This window comes from Streptomyces sp. SYSU D01066-1 (assembly GCF_054956795.1).
The window spans coordinates 38381-54461 of record NZ_JBUDHV010000020.1; the positions used below are offsets into that span (position 1 = coordinate 38381).

The following is a 16081-nucleotide window of genomic DNA, read 5'->3' on the forward strand; positions in this document are numbered from 1 at the left end:
ACGGCCGGCCACGGAACGGCCGTCGAACGGCCACTGAGCGGCCACGGGACGGGCGCCGGGCAGCCGTCGAACGGCCACTGAGCAGCCGTCGAGCAGCCACTGAGCAGCCGTCGAGCAGCCACTGGGCGGGCCTCATCCCGCCAGCGGATTGGGCAGCGGCAGATAGCGGGCGGCGGCGCCGTCCGCGCCGGTCCAGCGCAGGAGGAGGTTGGTCTTGCCGGGCAGGGTGGGCGCGGTGAGCAGGGCGGGGATCTCGGGGAGGGCGTGCCGGGCCAGCTCGCGGCGGACGGCGGGCCAGGGGTCCGTCCCCGGGTGCCGTTCGGCCAGTGCCCCGGCGACCTCGGTGAGGTGGTTGACGACCAGGCAGTACACCAGCCGCTCCCAGCCGGCCTCCCGGGAGACCTCCGGCAGCAGCTTGACGCCCTCGGCGTCCCGGAACAGCGCCTGTACGGGCGTCCCGTGGGCGTCGACCGCGACCAGGGTGTTCTGGAGGTGGGCCTCCAGGACGACGCCGTGGTCGTGGAAGGCGCTGAGGGCCGGGGGGACCACCTGGGCGAGGTACGCCTCCCACCAGGCGTCCGGGTCGCCGGCGGCGGCGAGCGGGCTGCCCGTGAAGCCCTCGGCCAGGCCGGCGGCGAGCAGCGGGGTGGCGCCGGGCAGCAGATGGCCGCGCAGTCCGTCGCGGACCAGGACGGCGAGTTCCTCGAAGGCGAAGGCGGCGGTGCGGTAGCCGGTGTCGCCCAGCCAGGCGGCGGGGCCGGGCCCCGCGGTGACGGCGGCGCGGGCCGCGGTGTCCGTGCGGCGCAGCCTGAGCAGGTCGTGGCGCCACAGCCGGCGGATGTCGTTGGTGATGCGCACGTCGAGGCTGAACTTGAGGAACAGGTCGCTCTCCGGCACGTAGAGGGTGCGGATCGCGGCCGTGGGCCAGGCGGGGGCGGTGGTCTCGCCCAGCCGGATCAGACGGCCGTCGGCGAAGGCCGGGGCGAGGGCGTCGGCGGTCAGGGCGAGCTGCCAGGGGTGCGCGGGCAGCAGCCGGTAGCCGGGCGGGGCCTCGCCCAGGGCGTCGAGGGCGGCGGTGTCGCCCTCCTCGACGACCGTGTCCGCGCGCAGCCCGAGGAGCGTCAGCGGGAAGCGGGCGTGCGCCTCGGGGGCGTAGGGCAGCCAGGCCGCGGTCGGGCCGCCGCCGCGGGCCTTGGGCGCGGGGTGGTGGGGGTGGCCGATGAGCAGGGCCTGTTCGGAGCGGAGGTACGGGTCGGCGGGCGGGCGCGCGGCGGCGCGGGCGGTCAGCAGGGCGGCCACCGCGTCCCGGCTGGCGGTCATCTCGGTGGGCAGTTCGTGGTTGGACAGGCCGGTGTGGAGCAGGAGTTCCTCGGCGACGAGTTCGACCAGTTCGGCGTGGCCGACGCGGTGCCAGCCGCCCGCCGTGCGGACCTCCGGGCCGGCCGGGCGCCGGCCGCCGCGCACCCGCAGCAGCCGGCCCGTGCCCGGCAGCCGGTACGTCGGCCGGCCTCCGGGCCCGGGACGCGGGCCCCGGCCGGGGACGGAGGCGGGCAAGGGTTCGGCCACCTCGCGCAGCAGGCAGTTGAGCAGCGGTACCACCGCGCAGGCGTCGGCCGACGCCGCGACGGCGTCACGGATCACGGCGTCGTCGCCGGTGGACGGGGGCAGGACATCCACGCGTTCCACTCGTTCCCTACGGTCTGTCATGGGCGGAGAGGATCAGTATGTCTGCCCCCGTCACTCCCCCGTGACGCCCCGTACACGACCGAGTCCTGCCCGAGTCCTGCCCGAGTCCTGCCCGAGTCCGCACCCGAGGAGCCCGAACGTGCACCGTCCCCCCACCGCCGAGGCCGAGGTCGCCGAGGAACTGGCCGCCGTCCGTCCCGGTCTCCTCCCCCGGTTCACGGCCTATCTGCCGGGCGCCCGCGCGGCCGTGCTGTCCCGGCTGTGGCGCGCGCTGGCCCATGACCCGCTGCCGTGGGTCGTCCGCCGTGAGCCCGTCGCCGGGGGGCTCGTCCTGCGCCTGCGGGACGGCCGCCGGCTGTACGGCCCGGACGCCGACCCGTACCGCACCGACGCCTACGTCACCGCCGTACGGTGCGACGAGTCCGAGTACGCCGACCCGGCGCGGCTGATGACCGGTCTCGCCGTACCCGGCTCCGAGGGGTTCGCCGCCGAACTGGGGCACAGTACCGCGTCGTTGGCGCTGTCCCGGGCGGGGCGGGAGGTGGGTGCCGCGTGGCCGGAGAGCGGCTGGGAGTGGGAGCAGCGGGTGGTCGACGGGCACCCCTTCCACCCCGGCTGCCGGTCCCGGCCGGGTTTCTCGGTGGCCGAGCAGCTCGCCTACGCGCCCGAGCACGGGCCGGTGGTGTCGCTGGGGCAGGTGCCGGTGCCGGCCGAGGAGTGCCTGGTGTCGGGCGACTGGCCGGCCTGGATGCGGGACGGGGGGCGGCTGCTGCTGCCGGTGCACCCGTGGCAGGCGGCGCATGTGCTGAAGGGACTGGGCGAGGGGGCGTCACGGGGGCTGGACGCGGGGGTCGCGCGGGGGCCGGGCGAAGGGGCGGGGCGGGAGCTGGGCGAAGGGGCGGTGCGGGGGCCGGGTGGGGGCGGTTCCCGGCTCGACGCGCACCCGCTGATGTCGCTGCGCACCCTCGCCCTGTCCGGCGGCACGTCGCCCGGACCGCACGTCAAGACCGCGCTGAGCGCCCGGCTGACCTCCTCGGTACGGGACATCTCCGTCGCCTCGATCGCCGCGTCGGCGCCCCTGTCGGCGTTCGGCGAGCTGCTGGCCGCGCGCTGCGAGGGGCTGCTGCACATCACCCGGACGCTGGGCGCGGCCACCGCGTACTCCCCCGACCTCGCCGCCGTGCTGCGCGAGTCGCCGGACGTGTACGGGGCGCCCGGTGAGCGGGTCGTCCCGGTGGCGGCGCTGGCGACCACCTCGCTGCCCCGGACGCCCGGCTGGACGGGACGGCTCGCCCGGCTCGCGCTGCGGGTGGGGCTGCGCGCCCTGGAGCTGGGCGTGGCCCTGGAGGCGCACGGCCAGAACCTGCTGGTGGTGCTCTCCCCGGCGGGCGAACCGCTCCGGCTGGTCTACCGGGATCTGGCCGACCTCCGGGTCAGCCCGGCCCGGCTCGCCCGGCACGGCGTCCGGATGCCGGACCTGCCCGCCCGCATGGTCACGGACGACGTCACGGTGCTGCGGCGCAAGCTGTTCGGGTCCCTGGTGGCGGGCGCGCTGGCCGGTACGGCGGGTTCCGGGCCGGCGCTGCGGGAGGCCCTGGAGACGGCCGTACGGGAGCTGCCGCGCACCCCGGACCTCGCGGCGCTGTGCGAGGAGCCGCTGCCCGCGAAGGCGCTGACGCTGATGCGGCTGTCGCCGCGGCGGCCCGGCGACCAGTGGGCCGCGCTGCCCAATCCGCTGCGGATGTGAACCCGCCGCACCCGCCCGTTTTGGCCCACGGCACCCCGGGTCAATAGGATCCGCCGATGATCACAAGTAAACGGCTGGCGGCGGGCGTCTGCGCCCTGCTCGCCGCGCTGACGGCCGGGCTCGCCCTCCCGGCCCCGGCGTCCGCCGGCGAACCCACCGGCGAGGACGCCCCCCAGGTCGACCTCGTGCTCGACGTCAGCGGCTCCATGCGGACCAAGGACATCGACGGCGGGAGCCGGATGGCCGCGGCGAAGCAGGCGTTCAACGAGGTGCTCGACGCGACCCCCGAGGAAGTGCGCCTCGGCATCCGGACCCTCGGCGCGGACTATCCGGGCGACGACCGGAAGACGGGCTGCGAGGACACCGCCCGGCTCTATCCGGTCGGCCCGCTGGACCGCACGGAGGCCAAGACGGCGGTGGCGACGCTGGCGCCGACCGGCTGGACGCCGATCGGTCCCGCCCTGCTGGCGGCGGCCGACGACTTCGGGGACGGCACCGGTTCCAAGCGGATCGTGCTGATCAGCGACGGCGAGGACACCTGCGCGCCGCTCGACCCGTGCGAGGTGGCCCGTGAGATAGCCGCCAAGGGCATCGGGCTGACCATCGACACGCTCGGCCTGGTCCCCAACTCCACGATGCGCCAGCAGCTCAGCTGCATCGCGGAGGCGACCGGCGGGACGTACACGTCGGTGCAGCACACCGAGGAACTCACCGACAAGGTCAACCAGTTGGTGGACCAGGCGGCCGACCCGGTGGTGACGCCGGTCGCCACCGAGGGCGCGGAGCGCTGCGCGGCGGCGCCGACGCTGAAGTCCGGCCTGTACACCGACCGCGAGGAGTTCGGGCAGCGGCGCTGGTACCGCGTGGACGTGGAGCCGGGCCAGGAGCTGCGGGCCTCGGTGAGCGTGTCGGCCGACCGCGACGTGAACCCCTCCTACGGCGTGCTGCTGCGGGCGGTCACCGCGCACGGCCGGGAGATCGTGCGCGGTGAGGCCGCGGGCGACGGGCGTACGGACGTGATCTCGACGGGGCTGCGGTACCCGAAGGCCGAGGCCGACGGGGACGAGGACGAGGACGAGAAAGGGGACGCCACCGAGACCGTGTGCCTCGAAGTGGCCCACTCCTTCTCGGCGGCCTCGGGGGTGAAGACCACCCCGGGTCTGCCGCTGGAGCTGACCGTCGACGTCGTGGACGGCCCGGACCAGGCGTCCGACGTGGCCTCCTTCGGGCTCGGCCGCGGCTGGTGGCTGCTGGGCGCGCTGGTCGTGGTGGGCTTCCTCGCCGGACTGGTGTGGGGCTGGGTGTCGCGCTGGCGCATCGCCGTGTGGAGGACCAACTGATGCGGATCACAGGACTGGTGGGCGCGGCGCTGCTGGCGCTCGGACTGGCCGCGGGACCCGCGGCGGCGGACTCCTCACCGAGCCCTTCCGCCGAGGACGACGCGCCCACGCGGGCGGGGACGTCGTTCCGGACGGCGACGGAGATCGACCAGGGGCAGCGGGCGAGTGCGAGCGGCTCCGCGGGCGACTACCTGTACTGGTCGTTCCCGGCGGACGCCGGGCAGCGCCCCACGGTGAAGGCGACCGTGCAGCTGCCCGACACGCACGCGTCCCAGACCTGGCAGGTCGACGTCTACGACGGGCTGCGCCGCCGGCAGGCCTGCCAGTACGGCGCCCAGACGCGCACCGCGGCGGCGGGCACCTCCACCCTCGAACTGGCCTGCGTACTGCGCACGGTCCGGGCCTGGTCCGAGCCGTGGGCGAACGACCCGCTGCCGGGTACGTACTACGTCCGGGTGACGGCCCTGAACCTGCCGACCTCCGACCTCGGTCTGCCGGTCGGCGTGGCGGTGCGGGCCGACTCGAAGGACATGGGCGGCGCGGCGGCGGTGGACGGCTCGCTGGCCGAACCGCTGGTGCCGGGGATCGCGGTGACGTCCGCGCAGGACGAGGCGGACGAGGAGGATGAAGCGGACGAGGCGGACGGGTCCGGCGGCTCCGCCGTGCTGTCCGCGATCGAGCCCGAGGACGGCTGGTCCTCCGGCTGGTGGTCCGACCGGTGGGTGTGGACGGGCGTGGGCGCGGTGCTGGCCGCGCTGGCGGGCATCGGCGGCTACGCCCTGACCCGCGGCTCGGGCCGGCCCCGGGGGGTCCCGCCGGGCGCCTGACACCGGCGACCGCTCCTTCCAGGAAGGCCCGCCCGCCCGGCGGGCCTTCCCGCGTACGAGCACCCCGCCCACCCGGCAGACCCTCCCCCGTACGGGCACCCTGCCCACCCGGCGGACGTCCCTACGCCGCGGCCTCCCGCCGCCCCGGCGGGCCTTCCCCCGTACGAGCACCCCGCCCACCCGGCGGACCCTCCCCCGTACGGGCACCCCACCCACCCGGCGGACCCTCCCGTACAGGCACCCCGCCCGCCCGGCGGACGTCCCTACGCCGCGGCCTCCCGCCGCCCCAGCGGGCCTTCCCGCGTACGAGCACCCCGTCGGCCCGGCGGACCCTCCCCGTACAGGCACCCCGCCCACCCGGCGGACCCTCCCCGTACAGGCACCCCGCCCACCCGGCGGACCCTCCTCCGTACAGGCACCCCGCCCACCCGGCGGACGTCCCTACGCCGCGGCCTCCCGCAGCGCCTTCGCCAGTACGCCCTCCCCCGTCACCTCGACGCGCCCGGCCCGTACCGCGTCGGGCAGGCTCGTCTCGCCGCGGCCGACGGCGGCGCAGGTGCCGGCGTCCAGGACCAGGCGGGCGTCGGGTTCGCGGGGGGCGGGGCCCTCCCCGTAGGCCGGGCCGTCCGTGGCGCCGGCGTAGAGGTGGAAGACGCCGTCGTGGAAGTCGCCTTCCTCCAGCCGGACCTCGACGACGCCCTCGCCGACGCCCTCGCCGTCCAGGGCGCTCAGCAGCGGCAGCGCGAACCAGTGGGCGCGCAGGGCGTCCGTGGGCCGCCGTTCGTCCATCTCGCCCGCGCCCCAACTGCCCAGCGCCTGGAGCACGGGCAGCAACTCACGGCCGCGCCCGGTGAGTTCGTAGACGTAGGCCGCCGCGGGCGGGGGCAGCCGGCGGCGGGTGGCCAGTCCGTCGCGCTCCATGTCCTTCAGCCGGGAGGCGAGTACGTCCGTGCTCACGCCCGGCAGGTCCGCGTGCAGGTCGGTGTAGCGGCGCGGTCCGGCCAGCAGTTCCCGGACGATCAGCAGGGTCCAGCGGTCGCCGACGACGTCGAGGGCGCGGGCGGCGGAGCAGTACTGGTCGTAGCTTCGGCGACGAGGTGACATGCGACGCAGTGTAGACAAGGTGTTGGACTTTCCAAGCGTGAACTTGGTAAAACCAAGCAACACCAGATACCGGAGGGGAAGCGGCGCATGGAGTTCCGGCAGTCGAACAAGCTCAGCGAGGTCTGCTACGAGATCCGCGGCCCGGTGATAGAGCACGCCGACGCGCTGGAGGAGGCGGGCCACAGCGTGCTGCGCCTGAACACCGGCAACCCGGCGCTGTTCGGCTTCGAGGCGCCGGAGGAGATCCTCCAGGACATGATCCGGATGCTGCCGCGGGCGCACGGCTACACCGACTCGCGCGGCGTCCTCTCCGCCCGCCGGGCCGTCGCCCAGCGCTACCAGACCCTCGGCCTGGAGGTCGGGGTGGACGACGTGTGGCTGGGCAACGGCGTCTCCGAGCTGGTGTCGATGGCCGTGCAGGCGCTGGTGGAGGACGGCGACGAGGTCCTGATCCCCGCCCCCGACTTCCCCCTGTGGACGGCGGTGACCACCCTCGCGGGCGGCAGGGCGGTCCACTACCTGTGCGACGAGCAGGCCGACTGGTACCCGGACCTCGCCGACATGGAGTCGAAGATCACCGACCGCACCAAGGCGGTCGTCGTCATCAACCCCAACAACCCCACCGGCGCGGTCTATCCCAAGGAGGTCCTGGAGGGCATCCTCGACCTCGCCCGCCGGCACGGCCTGATGGTCCTCGCCGACGAGGTCTACGACCGCATCCTGTACGACGGCGAGGTCCACCACTCGACGGCGGCCCTCGCCCCCGACCTGGTGGTGCTCACCTTCTGCGGGCTGTCGAAGACGTACCGGGTGGCGGGGTTCCGCTCCGGCTGGCTGGTCGTGACGGGCCCGAAGCAGCACGCGCGCGACTACCTGGAGGGCCTGACGATGCTGGCCTCCATGCGGCTGTGCGCCAACGCGCCCGCCCAGTACGCCATCCAGGCCGCCCTCGGCGGCCGGCAGTCCATCCACGAGCTGACCGCGCCGGGCGGGCGGCTGCGCGAGCAGCGGGACGTGGCGTGGCAGAAGCTCAACGAGATCCCGGGCGTGTCGTGCGTGAAGCCCAAGGGGGCGCTGTACGCCTTCCCGCGCATCGACCCCGGGGTGCACCGCATCCACGACGACGAGAAGTTCGTCCTCGACCTGCTGCTGCGGGAGAAGATCCAGGTCGTCCAGGGCACCGGTTTCAACTGGCCGGCCCCCGACCACTTCCGCATCCTGACCCTGCCGCACGCGGAGGACCTGGAGGCGGCGATCGGACGGATCGGGCGGTTCCTGGACGGGTACCGGCAGTAGGCCGGCCCCGGACCGGCAGGAGGCCGGCCCCGGACCCGCGGCGGACCAACCCCGGACCGGTCGTAGGCTGGTGGCATGGGTGATCTTTTCCTCGTACGGCACGGCGAGACCGAGTGGTCGCGGTCGGGGCGGCACACCGGACTGACGGACGTGCCGCTGACCGAGCACGGCCGGGAGCAGGCGCGGAGCCTGGTGCCGCTGATCCGGTCGCACCGCATCGGGGCCGCCTTCGTGAGCCCGTTCCAGCGGGCCCGGGAGACGGCCGAGCTGATCGGACTGCACGGCGTGCGGATCGACCCCGACCTGCACGAGTGGGACTACGGCGGCTACGAGGGGATCACGACGCCGGAGATACAGCGGGACCGGCCAAACTGGTTCCTGTTCACGGACGGCGTCGCGCCCGGGCCGCCGGACCACCCCGGGGAGACGCCGGAGCAGGTCGGGGCGCGGGCCGACCGGGTGCTGGGGAAGGTGGACGCCGCGCTGGCGGACACCGAGGGGTGTGTGGTGCTGGTGGCGCACGGGCACTTCCTGCGGGTGCTCACCGCACGGCGCCTGGGTCTGCCGGCCTCCCACGGCGCCCTGTTCCAACTGGCGACGGGGACGCTGTGCCGGCTGGGCACCGAGCACGGGCGGCCGGTGATCGCCGCCTGGAACGTCCGGCCCGGACCCCCGTCCTAGACCCGCCGTCCGGGGACGCCGGGGAGGTTACCCGTGCGTTCCGCACATCGGAGTGGTGACAGCGGCAACTGTTCGGCCCTGTGCGCCCTGTGGCACCGTCGTTGCAGTCAGCGGCCGGTGGGAGGGAGCGGGCATGAACAAGGGCTACGCCGTGTACTGCGACGCGGACCCGTGTTTCTACGACGCTCCGCACCGCGCCGTCGCCCGGCCGGGCGGCGCCCGGTCCCGGTACGCCCTGGCCTCGGCGCCCGTCCCGGCGGGATGGCAGCGGAGCGAGAGCGGGGACTGGCTGGCGCTGCGCCCGGTCGACGCCGACCTGCCCGACCAGGGCTGGAAGATCCACGTCTCCGCCTGCCTCGACAACGCCGAGTCCGTGCTGGAGCGGGTGGCACGGCACTGCTTCGCGGGGGGCACGGCCTTCAAGTTCGTGCCCAGCCGCTACCTGCTGCACCAGCGCAACGCCAAGTACGCGGACCGGGCCGGCAGCGGCAAGTTCATCACCGTGTACCCGGCCGACGAGGCGCGGTTCGAGCGGCTCGCGGGTGAGCTGTCAAAGCTGCTGGCCGGCGAGCCCGGCCCGCACATCCTCAGTGACCTGCGGCTCGGCGAGGGCCCCGTGCACGTCCGCTACGGCGGCTTCACCCGCCGCAACTGCTACGACGCCGACGGCGAGCTGCGGCCGGCCGTGGCCGGCCCCGACGGGAAGCTCGTGCCCGACCTGCGCGGACCCGTCTTCCGGGTGCCGGAGTGGGTGACCGTGCCCGCCTTCCTGCGCCCGCACCTGGAGGCCCGCTCCGCGGTGACCGTGGCCGGCCTGCCCTACACCGTCGAGTCGGCGCTGCACTTCTCCAACGGCGGTGGGGTCTACCTCGGCCGGGACACCCGTACCGGCGAGCGGGTGGTGCTCAAGGAGGCCCGGCCGCACGCCGGACTGGCCGCCGACGGCGCCGACGCCGTGGCCCGGCTGCACCGCGAACGGCGGGCGCTGGAACGGCTGTCGGGGCTCGGCTGCACCCCCGAGGTGCTCGATCACCTGACGGTCGGGGACCACCACTTCCTGGTGCTGGAGTACCTCGACGGCAAACCGCTCAACACGTTCTTCGCACGCCGCCATCCGCTGATCGAGGCCGACCCGGACGAGCGGCGGCTGGCCGAGTACACCGACTGGGCCCTCGACGTCCACGCCCGGGTGGAGCGCGCCGTCGCGGACGTCCACGCGCGGGGCGTGGTCTTCAACGACCTGCACCTGTTCAACATCATGATCCGGGACGACGGCAGCGTCGCCCTGCTGGACTTCGAGGCCGCGCACCACGTCGGGGAACCCGGTCGGCAGACCGTCGCCAACCCGGCCTTCGTGGCACCCGCCGACCGGCGGGGCGTGGCGGTGGACCGGTACGCGCTGGCCTGTCTGCGGCTGGCCCTCTTCCTGCCCCTCACCAGCCTGTTCGCCCTGGACCGGTACAAGGCGGCGCACCTCGCCGACCTGGTGGCGAAGCAGTTCCCGGTGGACCGGGCCTTCCTGGACGCGGCGGTCGAGGAGATAACACAGGGAGCCGCGGGCTCCTCCCCGGCACGGGGCCCGGGCGGGCCGGTGGTCCCCGTCGAGCCGGGCGACTGGCCGCGCAGCCGGGAGTCGATGGCCGCGGCGATCCACGCGTCGGCGACCCCCTCCCGTACGGACCGTCTCTTCCCGGGCGACATCGCCCAGTTCGCGACGGCGGGCGGCGGGCTGGCCTTCGGCCACGGCGCGGCCGGGGTGCTGTACGCCCTGGCCGTGAGCGGCGCGGAGCGCCGCGAGGACGAGGAGCAGTGGCTGCTGGACCGCACCGGGCAGCTGCCCTCGGGCACGCCGCTCGGCTTCCACGACGGACTCGCCGGGATCGCCTGGACGCTGGAGCACCTCGGCCACCGCGACCGCGCCCTGGACCTCGCCGGGCTCCTCCTCGACCAGTCCTTCGACCACCTGTCCCCGGACCTGCACAGCGGCACCGCCGGGCTCGGCCTGGCCCTGGACTCGCTGGCCGCCACGACCGGTGACACCGCGCTGCGGTCGGCCGCCCTGCGCTGCGCCGACCTGACGGCGCGTCACGCGCCGGCCGGGGGCGCGGGCTCCTCCGCTCCCCCGCGCGCGGGGCTGCTGCACGGCGCGACGGGCGGCGCCCTGCTCTTCCTGCGGCTGTACGAACGCACCGGGGACACCGCGCTGCTCGATCTCGCGCGGGACGCCCTGCGCCGGGACCTGGCCCGCTGCGTCCGGGGCGCGGGCGGCGCGCTCCAGGTCGACGAGGGGTGGCGCACCATGCCCTACCTGGGCGCGGGCAGCGTGGGCATCGGCATGGTGCTCGACGACTACCTGGCGCACCGCGACGACGAGGAGTTCGCGCGGGCCAGAGCGGAGATCGTGGCCGCGGCGCAGGCCATGTTCTACGCCCAGCCGGGCCTGTACCGGGGCGTGGCCGGGATGGTGCTGTACCTGGCCCGCACCACGGCCCCGGTACCCGGCACGGGCCCCGAGGCCGTCCGGCGCCAGCTCGACGCGCTGTCCTGGCACGCCATGTCCTACCGCGGCCACCTCGCCTTCCCCGGCGAGCAGATGATGCGGCTGTCCATGGACCTGTCCACGGGAACGGCCGGCTGCCTGCTGGCCGTCGCCGCCGTGCACGGCGACCCGCCCGCCGGGCTGCCGTTCCTCCCGCCGCCGCGCCCCGCGCTGCGGCCCTCCGACTCGGCCTCATCCGGGGTCGTGATGAAACAACGGAACCCGTTGCCGTACGAGAGGAACATGTCATGAACCTGTTCGAACTGCAGTCGCTGGAGACCCCGAAGGACGAGGCCATGGGCGACGTCGAGACCGGCAGCCGCGCGAGCCTGCTGCTGTGTGGCGACAGCAGCCTCAGCGTCACGACCTGTAACTGACCGAGGCCACTCGGTACCGGCGCCCCGGGTCCACACCCGGGGCGCCGGGTTCGCGTCCGGGGCGCCGGGTTCGCGTCCGGGGCCCCGGGGTCGTCTCCGGGACGTCGGGTTCGCCTCCGGGGCGCCGGGTCCACGCCCAGGGCGCCGGGTTCGCGTCCGCGCCACCGGTACGGCGGGTCGGGCGCCGGGCGGAAGGGAGTTCCTCGATGGTGACGACCGGGCCCCGGGCACGGCGGGCACGACGGGCGCCCTCGGCGGGGGCCGCGGCCGACGGCGCGCGGCCGACACGCGTGCCCGAGCTGCTGGTGCTGCTGTGCTCGGTCGGGGCGGCGGTGACCGGGGTGGCCCAGCCCTTCGTCCTGGGCCGCACCCTCGACCTGCTGCTGCGCGGCGGTGACACGGGACGCTGGCTGCTGCTCAGTGCCGGCCTGCTGGTCGGCGAGGTGCTGTTCGACAGCCTCACCGCGCTGTCCACCGGCCGCTGCACCGCCGGGTGGACGGCCGCCGTCCGCTCCCGTGCCCTCGCCGGACTGCTGCGCTGCGCGCCCGACCGGGCGCGCGAGTTCTCCCCGGGGGACGTCGGGACCCGCCTGACCCTCAACGCCGCCGACGCGGGAGCGGCCCCGGCCGCCCGCGCCGCGCTGGCGGCCTCGCTGATCACCCCGGCCGGAGCGTTCGCGGCGCTGGCCCTCGTCGACGTATGGGTGGCGGGGTGCGTGCTGGCCGGGCTGCCCGCGCTGGCGCTGGTGCTGCGGACGTTCGCCCGGGACACGGGCGCGTCGGTGGCCGCCTACCAGCGCGTCCAGTCGCAGATCGCCACCCGGCTGCTGGAGGCACTGGACGGCGCGGCGACGATCGCCGCCGCGGGCACCGCGGCACGCGAACGCGAGCGGGTGCTGGCCCCGCTGCCGGAACTCGCTGCCCTGGGGCGGCGGATGTGGGCCCTGCACGGACGGGCACTGGGCAGGAGCGGCGTCCTGGTGCCGTCGCTGGTGCTGGCCGCCACCGCGGTGGGCGGGCTGCGTCTGGCGGCGGGCGCACTGAGCGTGGGCGGCCTGCTCGCCGCCTGCCGGTACGCGCAGCTGGCGGCCGGCGTCGGCGGGGCCGCGTCGCTGCTGGGCGCGGTGGTACGGGGCCGGGCGGCGCGGGCCCGGACCCTGGCGCTGGAGCGGCTGCCCGCGCTGGCCTACGGCACGCGGGGCCTTCCGGCGGACGGGCCGGGCGCCCTCGAACTGCGCGGTGTGCGGGTGGTACGCGACGGCCGGGAGGTGCTGCGCGTCGACGACCTGCGGATACCGGGCGGCGCCGGCGTCGCGGTGGTCGGCCGCGGCGGGGCGGGCAAGTCGGTGCTGGTGGCCGTGGCGGGGCGGCTCACCGACCCCGACGAGGGACAGGTGCTGCTGGACGGTGTCCCCCTGGAGCGGCTGAGCCGCGAGGCGTTGCGCGCCGAGGTCGCCTTCGCCTTCGAGCGTCCGGTGCTGGGCGAGGGCACGGTCGCCGAGGCGGTCGCCGCGGGGCCGCGGCGGGTCTCCGGCGAGCAGGTGCGGACGGCCCTGCGCGCCGCGGGCGCCGACGGCTTCGTACGCAGGCTGCCGCGCGGTGCCGGCACGCCGTTGCCGGTGGCGCCCCTGTCCGGGGGTGAGCGCCAGCGTCTGGGGCTGGCACGGGCGTTCGCGCACGCGGGGCGGCTGCTGATCATGGACGACGCGACGTCCAGTCTGGACACCGCCACGGAGCACGAGGTGGACCGGGCGTTGCGCCACTCCCCGCGGCGGGGCACCCGGCTGGTCGTCGCGCACCGGCCGTCGGTCGCCGCCCGGGCGGATCTGGTGATCTGGCTGGAGGACGGACGGGTGCGGGCCGTCGCGGCGCACCGCGAGCTGTGGCACACGGCCGCGTACCGGGCCGTCTTCGGCGTCGCCGGAACCGTGGCCACGACGACCCGGGACGCCGCACGGGACCGGCGTCCCGCCTCCCGGAAGGCACGACCGTGACCAGCACGACCAGCGGACGCGACGGCGCACGCGCCGGGCAGCAGGAGCCTGGGGGCGGGGACGGCAGCGTACCCGCCGGCGACAGCGGAGCCCTCACTGGGGACGACCGCTTCCCCACCGGCGACAGCGGAGCCCTCACCGGGGACAGCGGAGCCCTCACCGGGGACAGCGGCGCACTCACCGGTGACAGCGGAGCCCCCGGCGAAGACCACAACGCACCCACCGGCGACGGCGGAGCCCTCACTGGGGATCACGGCGCATCCTCCGGCGACAACCAATCCCCCACCGGGGACCACACCGCACCCACCGGCGGCAGCGGAACTCCCACCGGACACGGCAACGCCCCCGGCAGAGGCGGCGACGCCCCCGTCGGAGGCGCCCGTGAGCCTCACGCGGACGACGAACCGCTCGCCGGGGACGGCACCGGAGTCGTCGCGCACAGCGGCAACCCCTCCCAGGGGACCGGCAGGACCGTCGGGACCAACGGGACCGGCAGGACCGGCAGGACCGACTGGACCGTCGGGACCGGCAGGACCAACGGGACCGGCAGGACCGGCAGGACCGGCAGGACCGACGGGACCGGCAAGACCGGCAGGACCGGCAGGACCGGCAAGACCGACGGACTTCCCTCTCGGAATGGCGGGACGCCTCTCGCGGGTGACGGGGCCGGGGCGTTGCGCCGGACGGTTCCCTCGGCGCGTCGCTTCCTCGCCCGTCGCAAGGGGGTGCTGGCACGGCTCGCGCTGTGGTCGCTGGCGGAGGCGGGCCAGGCGTTCCTGGTGGGGTACGGGGTCGCCCGCTCCGTCGATCAGGGGTTCCTCACCGGAGACACCCGCAGGGGGCTGCTGTGGCTCACCGTCGCCCTGGTCGCCGTGGTGTCCGGCGCGCCGGTGGCACGGGGCGTGTTCGCCGGGCTGGCGGGGCTGACCGAGCCGCTGCGCGACGGGTTGGTCCGGCGGGCCGTCGACCGGTCCCTGGCCCACGCGCTGGACGGGACGGGCGGGACGGACCGGGCGGCCGTCTCCCGGCTGACCAACCAGGTCGAGATCGCCCGGGACAGCTTCGCCGGTCTGGTCCTCACCCTGCGCTCGTTCGTCTTCACCGCCGCCGGGGCGCTGCTCGGCCTGCTGTCCCTGCACCCGGCCCTGCTCGTGGTGGTGCTCCCCCCCATGCTGGGCGGACTGGCCCTGTTCCTGGCCACGCTGCGGCCCATGGCGGCGGCGCAGCGGCGTGCCCTGGCCGCCGACGAGGCGCTGGGCGACCACGCGGCGCGGGTGCGGACGGCGTTGCGTGACCTCACGGCCTGCGGAACCGGCCCCGGGACGGAGCGGCACGGCGCCCGCCCGGTGGCCGACGCCGCCTCGGCGGCCCGCACCCTGGCCGGCTGGGCGGCGGTGCGCACGGCGGCGCTGGGGGTCGCGGGCCACCTGCCCGTGCTGGCGCTGCTCGTCACCGTGCCGTGGCTGCGCGGCCGGGGGGTGACGGCGGGCGCGCTGCTGGGCGCGTTCACCTATCTCGTCCAGTCCCTGCTGCCCGCCCTGCACACACTGATGACCGCGCTGGGCACGGCCGGCGCGCGTCTGCTGGTCGTCCTGGACCGCATCACCGGCCCCGGACCGCGGCCCGCGGCCGTCTCCCCGCCCGGCACGGTCAGCCCGTCCGGGCACCTCACCGACGCTTCCGTGCGGCCGTCCGCCCCGGGGGCGCGGCCTCCCGTGACCGGCCGGCCGGCCGCGGCGGTGGAGCTGCGTTCCGTCACCCTGTCCTACGGCGTCCGCGCCGAGCCGGTCCTCGACTCCCTGGACCTGCGCGTCGCCCCGGGCGAACACCTCGCCGTGGTCGGACCGAGCGGCATCGGCAAGTCGACGCTCGTCCGTCTGATCGCGGGGACGCTCGCGCCGGGCCACGGCGAGGTACGGGTGGCCGGGCGGACGGTGACCGGCCGTCCCGCCGCCGAACTGGCCGCCCTGCGCGCCCTGGTCCCCCAGGAGGCGTACGTCTTCTCCGGCAGCGTGGGCGACAACCTCGCCTATCTGCGTCCGGACGCGAGCCGCGCGGAGCTCGACGCGGCCGTACGGGCGCTCGGCCTGCGGTCACTGGTGGAGCGCCTCGGCGGGCTCGACGGCCCGGTGTGTCCTACCGGGCTGTCGGCCGGGGAGAAGCAGCTGGTCGCGCTGGCGCGCGCGTACCTGTCACCCGCGCCCCTGCTGCTGCTCGACGAGGCCACCAGCCACCTCGATCCGGCGGCCGAGGCGCGCGCGGAGGAGGCGCTCGCGCGGCGGCCCGGGACGCTGCTGGTCGTGGCGCACCGGCTGTCGTCCGCCGTCCGGGCCGACCGGGTGCTGGTCCTGGACGGCGTGCGGGCGGTGTGCGGCAGCCACGAGGACGTGCTGGCCCGCTCGCCCCTCTACCGCGACCTGACGGGCCACTGGAACGCGGGGCCGCACGGGGAGACCTGACGGCGGAGCGTCGCGCCCGGCCTGCCCGTCA

The 16081-nt window shown here is 75.9% G+C and carries 11 protein-coding genes; 9 read left to right on the top strand and 2 right to left on the bottom strand.

Features of this window, described 5'->3' with window-relative positions; all coding sequences use genetic code 11:
- Positions 1 to 132 precede the first annotated feature (132 nt).
- Complete coding sequence (locus tag ACY1JF_RS19430) at positions 133 to 1686, bottom strand: IucA/IucC family protein (protein ID WP_462706476.1); 1554 nt, start codon at positions 1684 to 1686, stop codon at positions 133 to 135.
- A 139-nt stretch (positions 1687 to 1825) separates the two neighbouring features.
- On the opposite strand from ACY1JF_RS19430, the gene ACY1JF_RS19435 reads away from it, so the two are divergent.
- From ACY1JF_RS19435 to ACY1JF_RS19445, 3 genes are read left to right on the top strand one after another with little or no spacing between them, the layout of a single operon-like run.
- Positions 1826 to 3433, top strand: a complete 1608-nt coding sequence (locus ACY1JF_RS19435; protein WP_462706419.1) for an IucA/IucC family protein — start codon at positions 1826 to 1828, stop codon at positions 3431 to 3433.
- A 56-nt stretch (positions 3434 to 3489) separates the two neighbouring features.
- A complete protein-coding gene (locus ACY1JF_RS19440; RefSeq protein WP_462706420.1) occupies positions 3490 to 4773 on the top strand; it encodes a VWA domain-containing protein in 1284 nt (427 codons plus the stop codon).
- Positions 4773 to 5600, top strand: coding sequence for a hypothetical protein (locus ACY1JF_RS19445; RefSeq protein ID WP_462706421.1), 828 nt, complete (start codon positions 4773 to 4775; stop codon positions 5598 to 5600). Before ACY1JF_RS19440 ends, ACY1JF_RS19445 begins: the two co-directional genes overlap by 1 nt.
- A 441-nt stretch (positions 5601 to 6041) precedes the next feature.
- Here the strand turns inward: ACY1JF_RS19445 and ACY1JF_RS19450 are convergent, their stop codons facing one another.
- Complete coding sequence (locus ACY1JF_RS19450; RefSeq protein ID WP_462706422.1) at positions 6042 to 6704, bottom strand: winged helix-turn-helix transcriptional regulator; 663 nt, start codon at positions 6702 to 6704, stop codon at positions 6042 to 6044.
- Between the two features lie 87 nt (positions 6705 to 6791).
- Between ACY1JF_RS19450 and ACY1JF_RS19455 the strand changes: the two genes are divergently transcribed.
- The 6 genes from ACY1JF_RS19455 (at position 6792) to ACY1JF_RS19480 (ending at position 16050) form a co-directional block, all read left to right on the top strand.
- Positions 6792 to 8000, top strand: a complete 1209-nt coding sequence (locus ACY1JF_RS19455; RefSeq protein ID WP_462706423.1) for a pyridoxal phosphate-dependent aminotransferase — start codon at positions 6792 to 6794, stop codon at positions 7998 to 8000.
- 75 nt (positions 8001 to 8075) lie between these two features.
- Positions 8076 to 8681: a histidine phosphatase family protein gene (locus ACY1JF_RS19460; RefSeq protein ID WP_462706424.1), complete on the top strand. Its 606-nt coding sequence runs from the start codon at positions 8076 to 8078 to the stop codon at positions 8679 to 8681.
- Between the two features lie 133 nt (positions 8682 to 8814).
- The gene (gene lanKC, locus ACY1JF_RS19465) at positions 8815 to 11472 is read left to right on the top strand and encodes a class III lanthionine synthetase LanKC (protein ID WP_462706425.1); all 2658 of its coding nucleotides are present in this window, start codon (positions 8815 to 8817) and stop codon (positions 11470 to 11472) included.
- The gene (gene ramS / locus ACY1JF_RS19470; RefSeq protein ID WP_215167632.1) at positions 11469 to 11597 is read left to right on the top strand and encodes a mycelium formation morphogenetic lantipeptide SapB; all 129 of its coding nucleotides are present in this window, start codon (positions 11469 to 11471) and stop codon (positions 11595 to 11597) included. The genes lanKC and ramS overlap by 4 nt, the downstream gene beginning before the upstream one ends.
- Before the next feature lie 206 nt (positions 11598 to 11803).
- On the top strand, positions 11804 to 13591 hold the full coding sequence (locus tag ACY1JF_RS19475) for an ABC transporter ATP-binding protein (protein ID WP_462706426.1): 1788 nt from the start codon (positions 11804 to 11806) through the stop codon (positions 13589 to 13591).
- A gap of 674 nt (positions 13592 to 14265) precedes the next feature.
- A complete protein-coding gene (locus ACY1JF_RS19480) occupies positions 14266 to 16050 on the top strand; it encodes an ATP-binding cassette domain-containing protein (RefSeq protein ID WP_462706477.1) in 1785 nt (594 codons plus the stop codon).
- Positions 16051 to 16081: the final 31 nt, after the last annotated feature.